At 52.2% G+C, this 16,787-nt stretch carries 9 protein-coding genes; all 9 read left to right on the top strand.

Features of this window, described 5'->3' with window-relative positions; all coding sequences use genetic code 11:
* Window positions 1–23 precede the first annotated feature (23 nt).
* The 9 genes from EQG79_RS09605 (at window position 24) to EQG79_RS30955 (ending at window position 16,744) form a co-directional block, all read left to right on the top strand.
* Complete coding sequence (locus tag EQG79_RS09605; protein WP_129601343.1) at window positions 24–1,688, top strand: RagB/SusD family nutrient uptake outer membrane protein; 1,665 nt, start codon at window positions 24–26, stop codon at window positions 1,686–1,688.
* Window positions 1,689–1,765: 77 nt separating this feature from the next.
* Window positions 1,766–3,541: a hypothetical protein gene (locus EQG79_RS09600; protein WP_129601342.1), complete on the top strand. Its 1,776-nt coding sequence runs from the start codon at window positions 1,766–1,768 to the stop codon at window positions 3,539–3,541.
* Window positions 3,542–3,614: 73 nt separating this feature from the next.
* Entirely contained in the window at window positions 3,615–4,898 is a 1,284-nt protein-coding gene (locus tag EQG79_RS09595; protein WP_129601341.1) for a DUF4861 domain-containing protein, read from the top strand.
* Window positions 4,899–4,926: 28 nt separating this feature from the next.
* Entirely contained in the window at window positions 4,927–6,075 is a 1,149-nt protein-coding gene (locus tag EQG79_RS09590) for a glycoside hydrolase family 88/105 protein (protein ID WP_129601340.1), read from the top strand.
* A 27-nt stretch (window positions 6,076–6,102) separates the two neighbouring features.
* Complete coding sequence (locus EQG79_RS09585) at window positions 6,103–8,859, top strand: right-handed parallel beta-helix repeat-containing protein (protein ID WP_129601339.1); 2,757 nt, start codon at window positions 6,103–6,105, stop codon at window positions 8,857–8,859.
* A 41-nt stretch (window positions 8,860–8,900) separates the two neighbouring features.
* Window positions 8,901–10,301, top strand: a complete 1,401-nt coding sequence (locus EQG79_RS09580; RefSeq protein ID WP_129601338.1) for an SGNH/GDSL hydrolase family protein — start codon at window positions 8,901–8,903, stop codon at window positions 10,299–10,301.
* Between the two features lie 3 nt (window positions 10,302–10,304).
* Window positions 10,305–13,454, top strand: a complete 3,150-nt coding sequence (locus tag EQG79_RS09575; protein ID WP_129601337.1) for a PVC-type heme-binding CxxCH protein — start codon at window positions 10,305–10,307, stop codon at window positions 13,452–13,454.
* A gap of 18 nt (window positions 13,455–13,472) precedes the next feature.
* Window positions 13,473–14,435 (top strand): ThuA domain-containing protein, encoded by a 963-nt coding sequence (locus tag EQG79_RS09570; RefSeq protein ID WP_129601336.1) that lies wholly within the window; start codon window positions 13,473–13,475, stop codon window positions 14,433–14,435.
* A 20-nt stretch (window positions 14,436–14,455) separates the two neighbouring features.
* Entirely contained in the window at window positions 14,456–16,744 is a 2,289-nt protein-coding gene (locus EQG79_RS30955) for a glycoside hydrolase family 88 protein (RefSeq protein ID WP_165358872.1), read from the top strand.
* Window positions 16,745–16,787 lie beyond the last annotated feature (43 nt).

Here is a 16,787-nt window from a genome sequence, read left to right as displayed (position 1 = left end):
ATCTCGACCCAAGCATTATAGCCATGAAAAATAAATTGGCAGTGCTCCTTCTGATCGTATTCGTACTGTCAGGATGTAGCCTGGAAGAAAAAATTTTGGATACCCTGACGCCTGAAAACTCGATCTCAAAACAGGCTGACGTAACGGCGTTTCTAAACGGCACCTATGCAACGCTGCAAACCGATGGCGCGTTTAGAGCCAACTACGCCATTTTCTGGGCCACCGCCGACGATATAAATATTCGCCCGAGTGTCGGCACAAACCTACAGTATTCCATCAAAACGCATGATGCGTCGACGCCAGCCACCAGCGGTTTCTGGAACACGATGTACGCAACCATTAACCGGTGCAATTTCCTGCTGGAGAAAATGGAGCCGCTCAACATCAATGCGGCCTACAAAGCCCGCGTAAAAGGGGAGCTGTATTTTCTGCGGGCCTTCTCTTATTTCTACCTGGTCAGGCTATTTGGCGATGTACCCCTTCGCCTGAAATCAACCGCACTGACCGACGATTTAACGCTGGAACGGACAGCGAGCGACAAGATTTTTGAGCAGATTTTCACCGATCTGAAAGCCGCATCGGCCTCCCTGCTAACGCGAACGGCGCTGCCGGCCGCTGAGTTTGGCCATGCCACCAAAGGAGCCGCACAGGCTATGCTGGCCAAGGCCTACCTGACCTACGCCAGCTACCAAAGTCTGAAAGGAACGGCGGCAACGGCCAATTATGCACTGGCCAGTGTATATGCGGATAGTGTGATCAGCTCGAACCAGTATCGGTTGATCCCTTCTTACAACGATCTGTGGGACGTTGCCAAAGAACGGGATGCGTATCAGGAGGTAATCTTTGGCATTTCTTTCACCAGAGATGCGCAGTTGGGTACGTTGGGCTCCCAGTTTGCCGGGTTTTTTATGCCTATTTCCATGCCAAACGTGGCGGGTTCTGGCACAACCAAAGTTGGCATTGCCAACTACGTGGTTCAACCCTGGTTTTATGACAAATATTCAACCGGTGATTTTCTGAATGACTACCGGGTTGAGCGCTCCATGTTGACGACCTGGACGAATACGGCCAATCGGAAAGTAATAACCTACCCGCTTCTTAGAGCAACTACAACAAGCAACGAGCTTTTTGAAGCCTCCACCGTCCAACCCTACATATACAAGTATGTGGACGGGGCGGGCCTTGCTAACTCCAATCAGGAGAATGATTTGTTTATCATTCGTCTGGCTGATGTTTATCTGATAAAAGCCGAGGCTGAAAATGAAGTGAATGGCCCAACACCAGCGGCCTACGCGGCTTTTAATATGCTAAGAGCCAGGGCCCGAAATGCCAACGGGACTACACGTACCACCCCAGCTAATCTGGCAGCGGGACTCACCAGGGATGAGTTTAGAATGAAAGTATTTGATGAACGAGCCCTGGAGTTATTTGCCGAAGGTCACCGCTGGTTTGATTTGGTGCGGATGAAAGCACCCAACGGTAAATCCATGATGGAATATCAATTCGGGACTTTCTTGCCAACGCTTAAAGCGGGGCTTCCGGTTTATAATAATGCGGCCCGACGCTGGGATGGTGGCGTTACCGAATCAGCAAGTATTCCGCCTTTTAATCCACGCTTGTTACTCCTGCCCATCCCTCAATCAGAGGTGTTAGCCAACGCAAAAATGACCCAAAATCCGGGGTATTAACCATCCGCTTCCGGTAGACTGTCTTCGGGGGTGTTTGTGCACTACACATCAAACACCTCCCTTACACTTATTCACTCATGAAATACATCCTGCTTACCCTGCTTACAGCGTTGCTGTACAGTTGCAAGACCGCTATGCCCATCCCGGCGCAATCGGCAGATTCGACTATTCAATACACGGCTACCTCGCTGACAGCCCAGGAAAAAGAAGCACTGGCAAAGTCGCTGGCAAGTACCCATGCCAATTACGACCCGGTCGAAAAGATGGTCTTAATGACCCTGAACGGGTACAATTACCACACCGATGCGACGTCCGGCCGTTTCCACCGAATCGGTACTTCGTTCAATTACGCCCTGGATTTGTTGGACTCCGGCGACAAGCAGTATGAGCAACGCGCGTTTGACATTATCGAACGCTGTATTTCGCTGCAAGACACCGTTAGCACATCTAAAACATACGGTATCTGGGGCTACTTTTTGGAAGAACCACTAGCCACCAAAAAGTCACCACCGGATTTTAACATGGCCGATTTTTTCAGCGTCACCCTGCTGGATGTCTGGATGGGGCATCAGGCCAAAATTCCCGAACGACTTAAACCTGTCATTCGTCGCTCGTTGATTCTGGCCGCTCAGTCAATTCAGAAGCGGAATATCACCATGAGCTACACCAACATTGCCATCATGGGCACGTACGTCACGTACATGGTCTCGCACTTGTTCGATGTACCGGCCATGAAAACCTATTCGGTAGATCGGTTGAAACGGTTTTACAATTATACCCAGGAAAAAGGTGGGTTTACCGAATACAACAGCCCTACCTACACCATCACTGCCATTGATGAACTGAGCCGGATGAAAGATCACATCATCGAGCCCTCAGCGAAGCAAATGATCGATAAGTTGTACTACACGGGCTGGGAGATTATCGCTAAACATTATCATGCGCCTTCGGGGCAATGGGCCGGCCCCCACAGCCGGGCGTACTACTCACTTCTCCAGAATTCATTTTATGACCTGATCAACCGCGCGTCTAAAGGGGCTATTCAACTCAAAGCCAACCCAGCCTTTACCTACAGTCGGTTAAAACACGTGATCCCTACCGATCTGTATTCGTATTTCCGGTCAGGTACGAACCCGAAAACGCAAAACGATGTGTTTGAATTGGTTGAGCCAAAGATCGAAGGAACGGCCTACATGACGCGTCAATACGCCCTAGCCTCAGCCAATCGGTCGTCGATGTGGAACCAACGCCGACCCTTTATCGCCTACTGGGGTACGGTTGACCAGCCCAAATACCTGCAAGTCCGCTTCCTGCACGACAAGTACGATTTCAGCTCGGCCAGTTTTTACAGTCAGCAAAAAGACAATAAAGTTCTGGCAGCCATTAACCTCAATCTGGGCGGGGGCGACAAACACATCAGCATCGACCGTATGACAACGGGCAAGTTCAAAGCGGCCGATCTACGGATTCGCTTAGAATTCGGGAAGCAGAAAGCGGAAGTGCTGCCCGTTAAAAACGATCAGGCCATTTCGGCCACAGTCGACGGGGTAAAGCTGAATGTTCAACTCTTCAAAGCCGTATTTGATGGCTACGAAGGACGCTGGGAAAAAGGCTCAGATGCCAGCGGGGCCTGGTGGGATTATGTCATTTACAGCGGTGCCGAAAAAGAGTTCGATCTGAACGCCATCAGGGAAGCGATATGGGGCTTTACGTTCTCGATGGGTACAGCCTCAGACACCCTGCCCAACGGAACGCCAACCGTAACGGAGTCGACGGGTACGCTTAAGACCAGTTGGCAGGGGTTGCAACTCGACGTACCCACGTCGGTACTGCCCTTACCCAAAAACCTATAACGTACCCCTGGCCTATCTCGTCAACCGGGCATTTACGCAACGCTTTTGCCGGGTTCAGCTACCGCAGGTATCTATGAATCAGATGTATAGAATCTCACTCGCAGTACTGTTGCTCATCGGGTTGAGCGAGCCAATGTACGCCGACAATCGCTTACTGATCGAGAATAAAAGCACTGCCCAACTTACCGACAAAGCGTTTGTGGTAGCGCGTAAACAGTTAAAACGCGTCCCACGAGCCCTACTGCCTACACTCGTCACAAAAGCCGGTAAACAGATACTGGCTCAGGTCGATGACCTTGACTACGATGGGCAGTGGGATGAGCTTGCTTTTGTGTGTGATCTGGCACCCAAAGAAAAGCTTGAGTTGATGCTGAAATGGGTGCCGGCGGATGCGTTGCCGTCATTTCCTGTCCGGACGAATGTGCGGTTCGGTAAAATGACCAGTCCCGGAAAAATAGTCGGGCTGACCACCGACATGCACGGAAAATACAACTTGCCCAGAGGGAAAGGCTACCCCTACCAAATGGACGGCGTGGCCTGGGAAAATGACAAAATAGGCTTCCGGCACTATTTCGACGGCCGTAACGTGCGGGATATTTTCGGGAAACGCGTGCCGTCGATGGTACTGGATACGGTGGGTATTATGCCCGACGGTTCGCCCGGCGACACCTACCACGTGTTGCGACCCTGGGGGCGCGATGTGATGAACGGAGCCCAGGCTCTCGGGCTGGGGGGCATTGCTCTGCAACTGCCCGACACGCTCATCCGCCTGGGGGTACTCCGCAGCCAGACGACCGATAACGTTGATTCTACCCGTTATACCTTGCTGGCCGAGGGGCCGGTTCGGTCTGTCTTTCAGTTAGATTTCTATGGATGGGATATTGGCAAAACAAAGATCAATCTCAACCATACCGTCACCATCTGGGCCGGGCAGTATGGGTACGAAAACCGGGTGACGACCTCACCCTTACCGGCCAACAGCTATCTCGTAACCGGCATTGTAAATAGCCTGAACACCCAGCCTTATATTTCCCGACAATCCCGCGAGTACGAAATACGGGCCACGCACGACAAACAGACGTATGGGAAAGAATGGATTTTGGGCATGGGCATCATCGTGCCCAAAACCCATTACGCGGGTGAATTTGAAGCCCCTAAAACGGGAAATGGTATCTCTACGTCCTGGTGCTTCAACCTGAAGCCTGACAAAAACAACGAAGTCAGGTATGACTGCTATGCCGCCTGGGAGCTAAGCGACGCCCGTTTTGCCCAACGGGATGCGTTCATAGAACTGCTGGATGCGGCATCGGCCCGAAATGAGTCAGGGCTGGTTGCCCTGCGCATCATCAATGAATAACAGGTTCATCCGAACGAAACGAAATCTAATGAGTACATCCTTTCGACGACTTATCTACGCAGCCTTGGTTTTGTTGAGCCTTAGCGCGCACAGCCAGCAAAAGGTCGATTTTTTCAAGAATCTCCCCAAAAATGCCAACCCGGTCGACGTTGGCAAACGGTTGTCGGAACGGTTTCTGGCGAGGCCACACAGTACGTTTGGCGCTTTTAAGGCGACCCCGCCCAACGAGATCACGTACCCCGATGCCTGTGCCTGGTACGGTGCCCTGACGTTTGCCCAGCGAACAGGCGATAAAACGTTGCAGCAACGGCTCATCAAACGGGCCGAACTGCTGCTGAACGAAGAAGCGCATCTGATTCCTTACGCCAAAGATGTTGACCGGGCCGTCATCGGGATCATTCCGCTGGAGGTCTACAACCAAACCGGCGATCAACGCTTCCTGAAAATAGGGCTCATCCCCGCCAACGAACAGTTCAAAACCCTCTCGCCCGACGAATACGCGAAGCTACCCGCCGAGATACGCGACCGGTACGCCAAAGGCTACAGTTGGCACACCCGTTTCTGGATGGACGATATGTATATGATCACGGCCCTACAATCGCAGGCGTACCGGGCCACCCGCAACCCAACGTACCTGGACCGCACCGCCCGACTCATGATTGCCTATCTGGATACCCTGCAAACCCCCAACGGACTGTTTTACCACGCCAACGACGTGCCGTTTTACTGGGGCCGGGGCGATGGCTGGCTGGCGGCTGGTATGGCCGAACTGCTGACCATTTTGCCCAAAGACAATGTCTACCGGCCCCGGATTATACAGGGCTACAAAGACATGATGCAGACACTGCTGAAATTCCAGGACAAAAACGGGATGTGGCACCAACTGCTCGACGACCCAACGGCCTGGCCCGAAACGTCGGGGACGGCCATGTTTACGTTCGCCTTTATTACGGGGGTCAAAAACGGCTGGCTGGACGAAAAAACCTACGGCCCCGCAGCCCGAAAAGCCTGGATTTCTCTGTGCGGTTACCTCGATGAGAACAACGATCTGCGCGAAATCTGCGAGGGCACCAACAAGAAAAACGACCGCCAGTACTACCTGGATCGCAAACGCATCACTGGCGATTTGCACGGGCAAGCACCGATGATCTGGTGCGCGATGGCCCTGGTGAAGTAATTACTCAACCTGTAAACCAACGAATTGATGAATCTATCAATCCCATGTCTGGCGCTGCGACTTATACTGTTGGTTTTCCTACAGGCGGCTTCTTGTCAGGCGGCTACAGCAGCAGACCTCAACTATTACGTCGACCCGGTCAACGGCAACGATGGCAATCCGGGTAGCCTCACCAAACCGGTTAAAACCCTGATCAAAGCCAGGGATATCGTCAAAACGGTCAACGCCAGCATGACCGGCAACATCACTGTTTTTTTGCGGGGCGGAGAGCATCAACTGTCAGAAAGCTTCGTGCTGGGAGCCACTGACGGAGGCAGAAATGGGTTCATTGTCAGTTACAAGGCCTATCCCGATGAAAAACCGGTCATCACCGGGGGGAAACAAATTACCGGCTGGACACAGGTGAGCGGCAAAAACTACTGGGTAGCCGATGTGCCCACGAATGCCGGTTTTGCCGCCTATTTTCGCAACATTTGGGTGGAGGGCAAACGTGCCGTTCAGGCTAGGAGTGGGTTTGTCACGTTTCATCCCCTGGCTTACGACGACCCTGCTACCCCTCAGGTGAGAGATGGCTACATCGTAAAATCGGTCGATGTGAAAGACTACACCAACCTGCCGGACGTGCGGATTTTTCAGGGTGGCATCTTTAAACACGTTGAAATTGCCCCCCTTCGCATGCTGCCGATCACAGGCAGTGAAACAGCCATTGTGATGAAACAACCGGCTTTTCTGGACTGGACAAACACATACACCTACGAAAGTCCCTATACGCTCCGCATTATCAACGCGTTTGAGGAATTAGACGAAGCCGGGGAGTTTTACCTCAACAAAGCCACCCGGAAAATCTATTACTACCCACGCGCTGACGAAAATCTACGTACGTCCAAAGTCGTTGCCCCGGCGGTGGATGTCCTGCTCAAAGTCCAGGGATCAGCGGGGAACCCGGTGTCCAATCTCCAGTTCGAGGGCATCCGCTTTGAGTACGGCAATCTGTCGAGAATGGAGACAAAAGAATTCGGACGCAGCCAGGCCGATCTGTATTCAGATTATACGGCAATCGAAGGTCAGCTATTCCTTCAATACACCGATAATATCACGTTTAAAAAATGCCGTTTTGAGCATTTTGCCAGCACAGGCATCTACTTGCCCGACAATAACAGCAACACCCTGATCGAGGGCAATGTGTTCAACGACCTGACGGCAACCGCCGTTTTGATTGGGCGAGATATGACCCCATCGGCAACGGCCAATACCAATACAACCATTACCAATAATGTGATTCGGTCAATAGGAGCTGATTTTTACCAAGCATCGGGCATTTACGCCAACACCAGCAAAAACCTCACGATTACCTACAATGATGTAGCCGATGTGGCTTATTTCGGCATTAACCAGCGATATCAGAACGTAAGCACGGATTTTGTCGGGAACACACAGATCAGGTTCAACCGGGTGACCAACTATGCAACCGCCAGCAAGTATGGTTTTGGTATTGGCGACGAAGTGGCTGGATTTTACTTTTTCGGGGTCCAGAATTCAACTATAAGCCACAATTACGCCCAGTATGCGGGCAATAAACCCATTGCGGGCATTTTTCGGCAGGATCAGTACGGGCTCAACAATACTTGGACAAATAATGTCGCCGATTGTAAAACCTGCGATCGGTCTTTTTCGTGGTATAACCTGCAAACGGGCGGTGTTACGTTTAGTACGAATTATGCCAACGTAGACGGTGAATTTAAAGACTTACCCACGGCTACAAATTCAAATCTGGTTATCGAAAAAAATGCCCCGGCTTGGTCTTCAGCTGCGCAGGCGATTATCGATGGTGCCGGTCTTCAGCCTGCCTACCGTTATTTGTTGAACGGCTTTGGGGCGGATGTATACGATAAAAGCCCGGTGCCGGAGATCAAGAAAATACAATGGAGCAATGAGCTATTCTCCGATTTGGTGAGTAAACGAGTGTCATTTACAAAAAGCACCGACTACTACCGGAAAAGATGGGGAGGGGTATACACACTCTCGCAGGGGGCAATGAAAATGACCAGTCCTACGTTTGGTTCGGCCATTATTTTTCGGGGAGCTATTTTTGAGAATGAGACGATCCGTTTCAATGCCTTATTCAACGAAACAGCAACTGGTAAACAGATCATAGCGTTCAGAGCCGAAAATGAAACCCAACATTATGGCGAGCAGGCTAACTACAACGTCCAGATAACAAAAAATACAATAGAACTATTCCGCCGAAACCACGACGGCAGCACGACCACATTAATTGGCACAAATGGCGTCTTGCGAAACACAATTACTTATACATCAGGGCTATACACGTCGTCGCAATTGATTGAAATTAGCACTCAGAATCAGACGATTGGTGTTAAGATAGGGTTACGAATTGGCGATACTACCTGGATCGATGTAGTCGATACTACACCGGGTTACCTGACCAATGCCGGTTTTCTGATGTTCAACGCCGGGAAATTGACCGGTACCATGTACATCAGCGATCCGGAGACAATTTTGGGGACTGATAATAAAAAAACGGACATAGAAAGCGTATTATACCCCAACCCAAGCGACGGGTATCGGCTGCACTTGAACGTCGACGAGTTATTAACGAAGGTTGAGTTAGTCGATGCCAGTGGGAAAGTGTATCCGGTTTCGATGACCAGGCAAGCTGGTACGTATTCTATTCAGCCCAGGACGGTTCTTTCCGCTGGTATCTACTATTTAAAAGCACAGGCCACCGACAAAGTAAACATGTATAAAGTGGTGGTAAAGTGAACCCGCATGAGACCCTGAAAATGCAACTTTAATATTCGTCTATGAAAATCAGTATTTTCTGTTTTTGCTGCTTCCTCCATTTTGTCGGTCTGGCCCAGCCATTGCTTTTTCAGAAAGGGGATCGGGTCGCTTTTGTGGGGAACAGCATTACCAACAACGGCGAATTTCATCATAACATCTTTCAGTATTACGTAACCCGGTTTCCCGAAAAGCCGGTAACCTTTTTCAACTGTGGTATTTCGGGTGATGTAACGGGTGGCATCCTTAGCCGGATGGACGACGACATTCTGGTGCATAACCCCACCCATGTGGTCCTGATGATCGGGATGAATGACGTGAAACGGTCGCTTTACGGGCCAAAACCCACTACGGATACCGACACGCTGACCCAACGGCGGGAAGCCATCCGGGTTTACAAAGCCAATCTCGACAGCCTAGTGCGGGTATTTTCTGGCAGGAACATAAAGGTCATTTTACAAAAACCAACTATTTATGACCAAACAGCGCGGTTGAAAACGGCGACTAATCTCGGGGTAAACGATGCCCTGAAACAATGCGCGGACTACACCGAAGAACTGGCTCGAAAATACCGGCTACCCATCGTTGATTACTGGACTATTCTGAATGCTATCAACACGGACCTGCAGAAAAAAGACCCAACGGCCACGATCATTGGGCCGGACAGAGTTCATCCGGCATCGGCCGGGCATTTGATCATGGCTTATCAGTTTTTGACGTCCATGCAGTCTCCTGGGTACGTGAGCAGGATATTGATTGATCGAGATCGGGGAGAGGCCCGGCAAACGGGTCAAAACGGTGTCGTACTCAGCGTGAAAAAAGACCAAAAACGCCTGCGTTTTACAGTAAAGGAAAACGCCCTGCCTTTCGCGACCGTGGAGAACCAGAAACAAGCCCTGGCCCTGGTGCCGTTTACCCGCGAACTGAACCAGCAAGAATTGGCCGTCACAAATCTCCCGGCAGGTGCGTATCAGGTCTTGATCGATACAACGGTTGTGGACACACTTACGGCTGAGCAACTCAAAAAGGGCATCAATCTAGCCGAATACAGCCACAGCCCGCAGTACAAACAGGCGTTGGCAGTCAGGGCGATACTGGCTGATCTGTGGCGCAACGAAGCCAATTTGAGAACGATAAAATGGGTCGAAATCGGGCATCTGAAGGAATGCAAAAATAGAGAAGATTTACAGGCCGTTAAGGCCTTTCTGGCCGCCCGTTACGCCCAGAAATACCAAACAGCCTCTAACAGCACATATTACCAGACTCAATTCGACAAGTATCTGTTGCTGAAGCCGCTGGAAGAAACCTATAAAAAGGCGCTGGACGAGTTGAGAGAAAAAGCGTATCGGGCGGCTGTGCCCGTGGCGCATCAGTACACATTGATAAAATTACCGTCGACGGATAAGCAGCACCTGACGAAATAGACCATGAAGAAAATAATACTAAACCGATCACTGGCCCTGGCGGTCATTATTGGGGCATTTGTTGCGTTCATCAGCAGTTCGTTTCAACCGGTTCTGGAGCGAAAAATTGAGCTAACGAAAGACGCCCACATTGCCCTGATTGGCAATAATCTTGGGTCCCGCCTGATGAACTATGGGACGTTCGACACCGAACTACACCTCCGCTTTCCTAAACAGCAACTCTTTATCCGGAACCTGTGTGACGGGGGCGATACACCGGGTTTCCGGCCTCATTCGGCCCGCAATGACCCCTGGGCGTTTGCCGGGGCCGAGAAATTTCAAAAGGAATACGCCGAACCATCCGACAGTGAAGGGAATTTCCCCAAACCGGACGAATGGCTGACGAATCTGAAAACCGATGTTGTCATTGCGTTCTTTGGGTATAGCGAGTCGTTTGCGGGCGTAAAAGGTCTTCCGGCGTTCAAGGCCGAGCTGGAGGCCTTTGTGGTGCATACCCTGGCTCAGCAATACAACGGGAAAAGTGCCCCCCAACTGGCCCTGGTATCGCCTATTGCATTTCAGGATCTATCCAAAAAATACGACCTGCCCAACGGGATCAATGAAAACCGCAACCTGGCCCTCTATACCCAGGCCATGGCCGACATTGCCGCCAAACATAAGGTGCTCTTTCTGGATGTTTTCACACCGACAAAGCAATGGTTCGCTACCGGCGAAGAACTCACCATCGACGGGTGTCAGCTGACGGAAAAAGGATACCAGAAACTGACGCCCCTGCTGGTGGATGGCCTGTTTGCCGCCCCTGCTGCTCCTGTTGATGAAAGCCGCCGACAGCCGTTGCGGCAGGCCGTTCTGGAAAAGGATTACTGCTGGCACAACGATTATAAAATCCCGAATGGCGTACACATTTACGGGCGCCGTTACAAACCATTCGGCCCCGACAATTACCCCGACGAACTGGAAAAGCTGCGGCAAATGACCGCCAATCGGGATACGCTCATTTGGTCTGTTGCTAACGGCAAACCCTATGATCTGGCCAAAGCCGATGCCCGGACAAAGGTTTTGAAACCGATAGAGACCAATTATAAACTGGGCGAGTCCATGCGCTACCTCTATGGACAAGAGGCCCTCGACAAGTTTACCATAGCACCCGGTTTCAACATCGACCTGTTTGCCTCCGAAAAAGAGTTCCCCGATTTGGCCAATCCCTCGCAGCTGGCCTTCGATGACAAGGGGCGACTTTGGGTGGCCGTGATGCCGACCTACCCGCATTACCGACCCGGCGACCCGCTGCCCAACGACAAGTTGCTGATTCTGGAAGATACCGACGGCGATTTTAAAGCCGATAAGCAAACCGTTTTTGCCGATAAACTGCACCTGCCCACCGGGTTTGAACTGGCTCCCGAAGGCGTATATATAGCCCAGGGAACGAACCTCAAACTGTATACCGACACCAACGGCGACGACAGGGCGGATAAGGTGGAAATACTGCTGAGCGGATTCGATGATCACGATTCGCACCATGTCATTCACGCTTTCTGTGCCGACCCGTCGGGGGCAATTTATATGGGGGAAGGTATCTTCCTCCACTCGAATGTCGAAACTCCCTACGGCACGGTGCGGGCCACGCATGGCGGATTTATGCGCTACAACCCAAACCAGAAGAAACTGGAGCGCATCGCCCAGATTCCCGTCACAAACCCCTGGGGAACGGCTTTCGATGCCTGGGGGCAGGGGTTTGTCGAGGCCACCTCCAACCCCAACGTCTACTGGCTGAATCCAGGTACGTTGAAGCCCATTTATGGGTACTCGTCCCCACCCGGCAAAAACCTGATTGAGGAACAGCACCGGGTTCGGCCAACCTCCGGCCTGGAGTTCGTCTCAAGTCGCCACTTTCCCGACGAGATACAGGGCGATTTGCTCCTCAACAATACGATTGGTTTTTTGGGGACCAAAATGCACCAAATTGTGGACGATGGCACCGGTTTCAAGGCCAAGCACCGGATGGACCTGCTGCGTTCCAGCGATCCTAACTTCCGGCCGGTCGACATGGAATTTGCTCCCGATGGGTCGCTGTATCTGGCCGACTGGCACAACGTCTTGATCGGCCACATGCAGCATAACGCCCGTGACCCGCTCCGCGACCACGTACATGGCCGAATTTACCGGATTACCTACCCGTCCAGACCATTGGTAAAACCAGCAAACGTAGCGGGAGCCCGCATCGAAGAATTGCTGGATAACCTGAAACTACCCGAATACCGAACCCGCTACCGGTCTAAACGGGCACTGAGAAGCCTGGATAAAAACGAGGTCTACAGCAAACTTCAGCGTTGGGTAAGCCAGCTTACCCCGGCCGATAAAGCCTACGAGCATCATCGGCTGGAAGCCCTTTGGGTGAGCTGGGGCATCAACAAACTGGATGCAACCTTACTGCGTGCCTTGCTCCAGTCGCCCGATGCGCGGGTACGGGCGGCCGCTGTGCATGTGGCTCGGTTCACGGGGTCGCAGCTCCCCAATCAGCCGCAGGTGTTTGTTCAGGCGTCTACCGATAAAAATGGCCGGGTACGCATGGAAGCGCTGGCCGCGAGTACCTGGCTGGATAAAGGCACGGCCGCTGTCATCCAGCAGCATGTAGCAAAACGGCCCATGGACGACTGGCTAAGAATCACCTACAACTACATCAAAAAGCCGTCGAAAGACATCAAGGATTCTAACCTTCAGAAAAAGGTCGACAAAACCAGCCCGCTGTTCGCGAAAGGCGAAGCCCTTTATAACCGGGAGGGCTACTGCGTAACCTGTCATCAGCCCGATGGGGCGGGCCTCGAATCGTCCGGGTTTCCCCCGCTTGCCAGGAGCAGCTGGGTGACCGGCAACACCGACCGGCTGATAAAACTGGTCATGCACGGACTGTATGGCCCCATAGATGTCAACGGGAAAAAGTACCCCGGCAACGTACCCATGACCCCTTACGGCGGGATGATGACGGATGAAGAACTGGCTGCGGTACTGAATTACGTCCGCAATTCGTTTGGCAATGTTGCCCCTAACTTAATCACCCCCGAAAAAGTGAAAACGATACGCGAAGAAACCAAAACCAGGAAGGGCTTTTACACCCCCCAGGAGTTGCTGAACCAACACCCAAACGAAGGATAACTTACTGAAACGAGCCATATGACTACGATACGAGTAACCTTATTGAGTGTGACCCTGCTGTTGTTAGGCGTCATCGCTACCGTTGCACAGTCCAAAAAACCGCATATTGTCTTTGTCATTGGCGACGAAGAATATCGCTCCGAAGAGTCGATGCCCATGCTGGGGCAACTCTTGCACCGCGAGCTGGGAGCCCGGATAAGCCTTTGCTACCCGCTGGACGACAAGGGTGTGATTAACCCCAACATCATCAACAACATTGTGGGGCTGGAAGCCTTGAAAACGGCTGATTTGATGGTGGTTTTTGCCCGCTGGCGCGAACTCCCGAAAGAGCAGGCTAAGTGGATAACGGACTACGCCGAAAGTGGCAAACCCATGGTTGGCTTCCGGACGGCAACCCACACGTTTATGTACAAAACCGATTCGTCGATGGCTTATCTCAATAACTATTGGCCAGCCACCGTCTTTGGCCAACAGTGGATTGTGCATCACGGGCATTTCGACGATGGAAAGAACCCGCTGACATCGGTGTACGTAAAACCCAGCAGCAACACACCCATACTGAACGGATTCCAACCCTTTCAGGCCTATTCGTGGCTCTACCATGTTGACGGTGGCGACTGGAAACTGAACGGCGACTGCGTACCTTTCCTGGAAGGCAAGTCGCTGAAGTCGAAACATGAAATGGAAGGGAAGCTCGACAAATTCCCGATTACCCAGCCCGTTGCCTGGACCAAAAGCTACACGGGAAAACGGGGCAAAACCGCGCGGGTGTTCTTTACAACGCTTGGCCATCCGTACGATTTCAAAGACGTCTCTATGCGAAAACTGGCCCTGAACGGCATCTATTGGGCACTTGGTCTCGAAAAGCGAATCCCCCAAAATGGCGTGAATGCCACGTTTGTAGAGCCCTATGAACCCAATAATTCAGGCTTCGGCGAACGGTTTAAACCGAACCGACGACCTTTGGTCATTAAAAACTAAACCTCGATTGGCGTTTCACAATGAGCCGGATTTTCAAGCAACGGGCAACCATTTACGGTCTACTACTATTTTTTGCTACGCGGATGGTAGCAGGGCAATCTGTTTCACAAACCCAACCGGCTCAATACCTCATCCCGACCATCAGCGGCACGGGGGTAGTCAATGAGTTCAATCGCCTGAGCAGCATTCATATGTCGGGTAAAGGCATTACGCTCCAAACCGACGATACGGCAAGCTACCTGCTGCTACGCTGGAAAGGTGTACGGGCCAACACCTTGGGCAACACGCCCCGTTTCAGACTCTGTCTGGTGTCGGGGCAGCGGACGTTCCAGTACCTTGAGGTGCTGAGCGCCGATAATCGACCCATCGGCACCATGGATTTGTCTATCTCGGCTTCCTTTCAACTAATCGAATGGCTGATTCCAAAAGAGAAACTGAAAACCGTTTTAGACAGTGGCCTGAAAATCCGTTGCCGGGGCAAAGGTAATCCCGTCACCTTCTTTATTCCTTCTGCCGACGTTCCACCGGCTTTTTACCCGCACCTGCTCGTACCGGGTCAAGTACCCACCAAAGACGAATTCATCCGGCAGATGGCCTCCCGCAGCAGTCTGACCAATTATGGCTGGCAGGAAGGCTGCGTGCTGGATGGTTTGGCGGCTTTATCGGCCAATTTGCCGCCCAACAACGCCTGTCGGCAAGCCCTGAACGACCACCTGAAACTCATTTTTGAGAAAGGACAAGCACCCGAGATGGATGGCAGTATCGAGGCTACGCTTTGTATTGCTCAATTGGCTTTGAACGACCCACGACACCCCGAAATAGACAAAGCCTTGGCGTTCTGGACGAAAAAGGAAGACTCTGAAGGCGGCATTATTGATGGAAGTCAGACAGCCGCCGAAGGAAATTATACCGTGGGCTGGCCATTGGCCGTACTGGCCAACCAACTCAACCGCCCGGACCTGGCCGAAAAATCGATCACCCAACTTCGTTTGCGTCGTGACCGACTTGTCGATGCACAGGGCGCTATCTGGCTCCGGCATTACAGAAACGGCAACCCGCAACGTACCTACAAACTATGGTCGCGGGGTGTGGCCTGGTACGTGTTAGGGCTCGCCAAAAGTCTGGATGCCTTACCCAGTCCACCGGCCGATTTGATTACCGAATTACAACGTACCGCCCGATTTTTACTGCCTTACCAAACCGAAGAGGGACTTTGGCGGGTCTTTGCCGACGATCCGCAAACGGCCCCCGAAACCTCTGGCACGGCGGGTATCGGAGCCGCACTGGCCATTGGGGTACGCCGGGGCTGGCTGGGAGCCGATGCCGACCGGGCGGCCCGGAAAGCACTCAACGCCCTCTATGGACGACTCACACCCGACGGCTTTCTGACCGCCGTGGCCCACTCCAACATGAAAGAGGGCGGAGAGACGTTCCAGCGAAAAACGAAAGGCACCATCCTCCAGTTTGGCATGGGCATGATGGCGCAACTGGTTGCCGAACTAGACGCACACGATACAAGAACTCGGCGGCTGAACCAACTCAACGCCACCAAAAACCTGGTAGCCCTCTGGGACTTCAACGAACCCGAAGGCCAACCCAGAAAAGCCCTCGGGCAGGCAGCATTTGCTTTGACTGAACAAAACGGAACACTACCCCGCCTGCCCGAGGGGCCACTGTCGGGCTACTCGACCCGGTTTGGCAACAAAGCCTACCTCTCGCTGCCCCATACCGAAACCGGAAAACTCAACATCCACGGCAAGAAGCAGGGCGTAACGGTGCTGGCCTGGGTCAAGTGGACGGGTGAACAAACCGGTTTTGTGGGCGGCATGTGGAACGAATATCAGAACGGCGGCAAACGCCAGTACGGCTTATTCGTCTCTCTGCCGTATTACAACGGCCGCAATCAGGTGTGTGGCCATATCTCCCGGACGGGCAAACCCACGCCCCCCTTCCCCTATTCCATCGACTACTCGGCCAGTAAGCAGGAAGTCCCGGCTAACGAGTGGGTTTGTGTGGCCTTCACCTACGACGGAAACGAGATTCGCTCGTATTTGAATGGGGTGTTTGAGCAGCGAGCCCCCGAATTGATCAACAACACCAAAGGCTTTGCGGGATACCCCGATGGACTTACCCAATCCAAAAATCCTTACGCCTATCCTGACGGCATGGGCAATAATGGTTCGGATTTCACGGTGGGAGCGGTTCTGTTAAAAAGCGGAATGGGTAACTTTTTCAAGGGGCAAATTGGTGGTCTGGCCGTGTTCGACCGGGCGCTGAGCGAGAGAGAGTTAAAGCAATTGGCTATATGAAACTAACAGATTAGTTAGGAAACATTTCATAATTCGATCATTG

It is taken from the genome of Spirosoma sordidisoli, assembly GCF_004138325.1.
GTDB classification, from domain to species: Bacteria; Bacteroidota; Bacteroidia; order Cytophagales; family Spirosomataceae; genus Spirosoma; species Spirosoma sordidisoli.
This window is presented reverse-complemented; position numbering and strand designations above follow the sequence as displayed.

What these genes read in the sequence shown, in the direction of transcription:
- EQG79_RS09600 (WP_129601342.1), top strand. Translation starts at nt 1,766, where the DNA reads ATGAAATACATCCTGCTTACCCTGCTTACAGCGTTGCTGTACAGTTGC.
- EQG79_RS09590 (WP_129601340.1), top strand. Translation starts at nt 4,927, where the DNA reads ATGAGTACATCCTTTCGACGACTTATCTACGCAGCCTTGGTTTTGTTG.
- EQG79_RS09570 (WP_129601336.1), top strand. Translation starts at nt 13,473, where the DNA reads ATGACTACGATACGAGTAACCTTATTGAGTGTGACCCTGCTGTTGTTA.
- EQG79_RS09585 (WP_129601339.1), top strand. Translation starts at nt 6,103, where the DNA reads ATGAATCTATCAATCCCATGTCTGGCGCTGCGACTTATACTGTTGGTT.
- EQG79_RS09605 (WP_129601343.1), top strand. Translation starts at nt 24, where the DNA reads ATGAAAAATAAATTGGCAGTGCTCCTTCTGATCGTATTCGTACTGTCA.
- EQG79_RS09595 (WP_129601341.1), top strand. Translation starts at nt 3,615, where the DNA reads ATGAATCAGATGTATAGAATCTCACTCGCAGTACTGTTGCTCATCGGG.
- EQG79_RS09580 (WP_129601338.1), top strand. Translation starts at nt 8,901, where the DNA reads ATGAAAATCAGTATTTTCTGTTTTTGCTGCTTCCTCCATTTTGTCGGT.
- EQG79_RS09575 (WP_129601337.1), top strand. Translation starts at nt 10,305, where the DNA reads ATGAAGAAAATAATACTAAACCGATCACTGGCCCTGGCGGTCATTATT.
- EQG79_RS30955 (WP_165358872.1), top strand. Translation starts at nt 14,456, where the DNA reads ATGAGCCGGATTTTCAAGCAACGGGCAACCATTTACGGTCTACTACTA.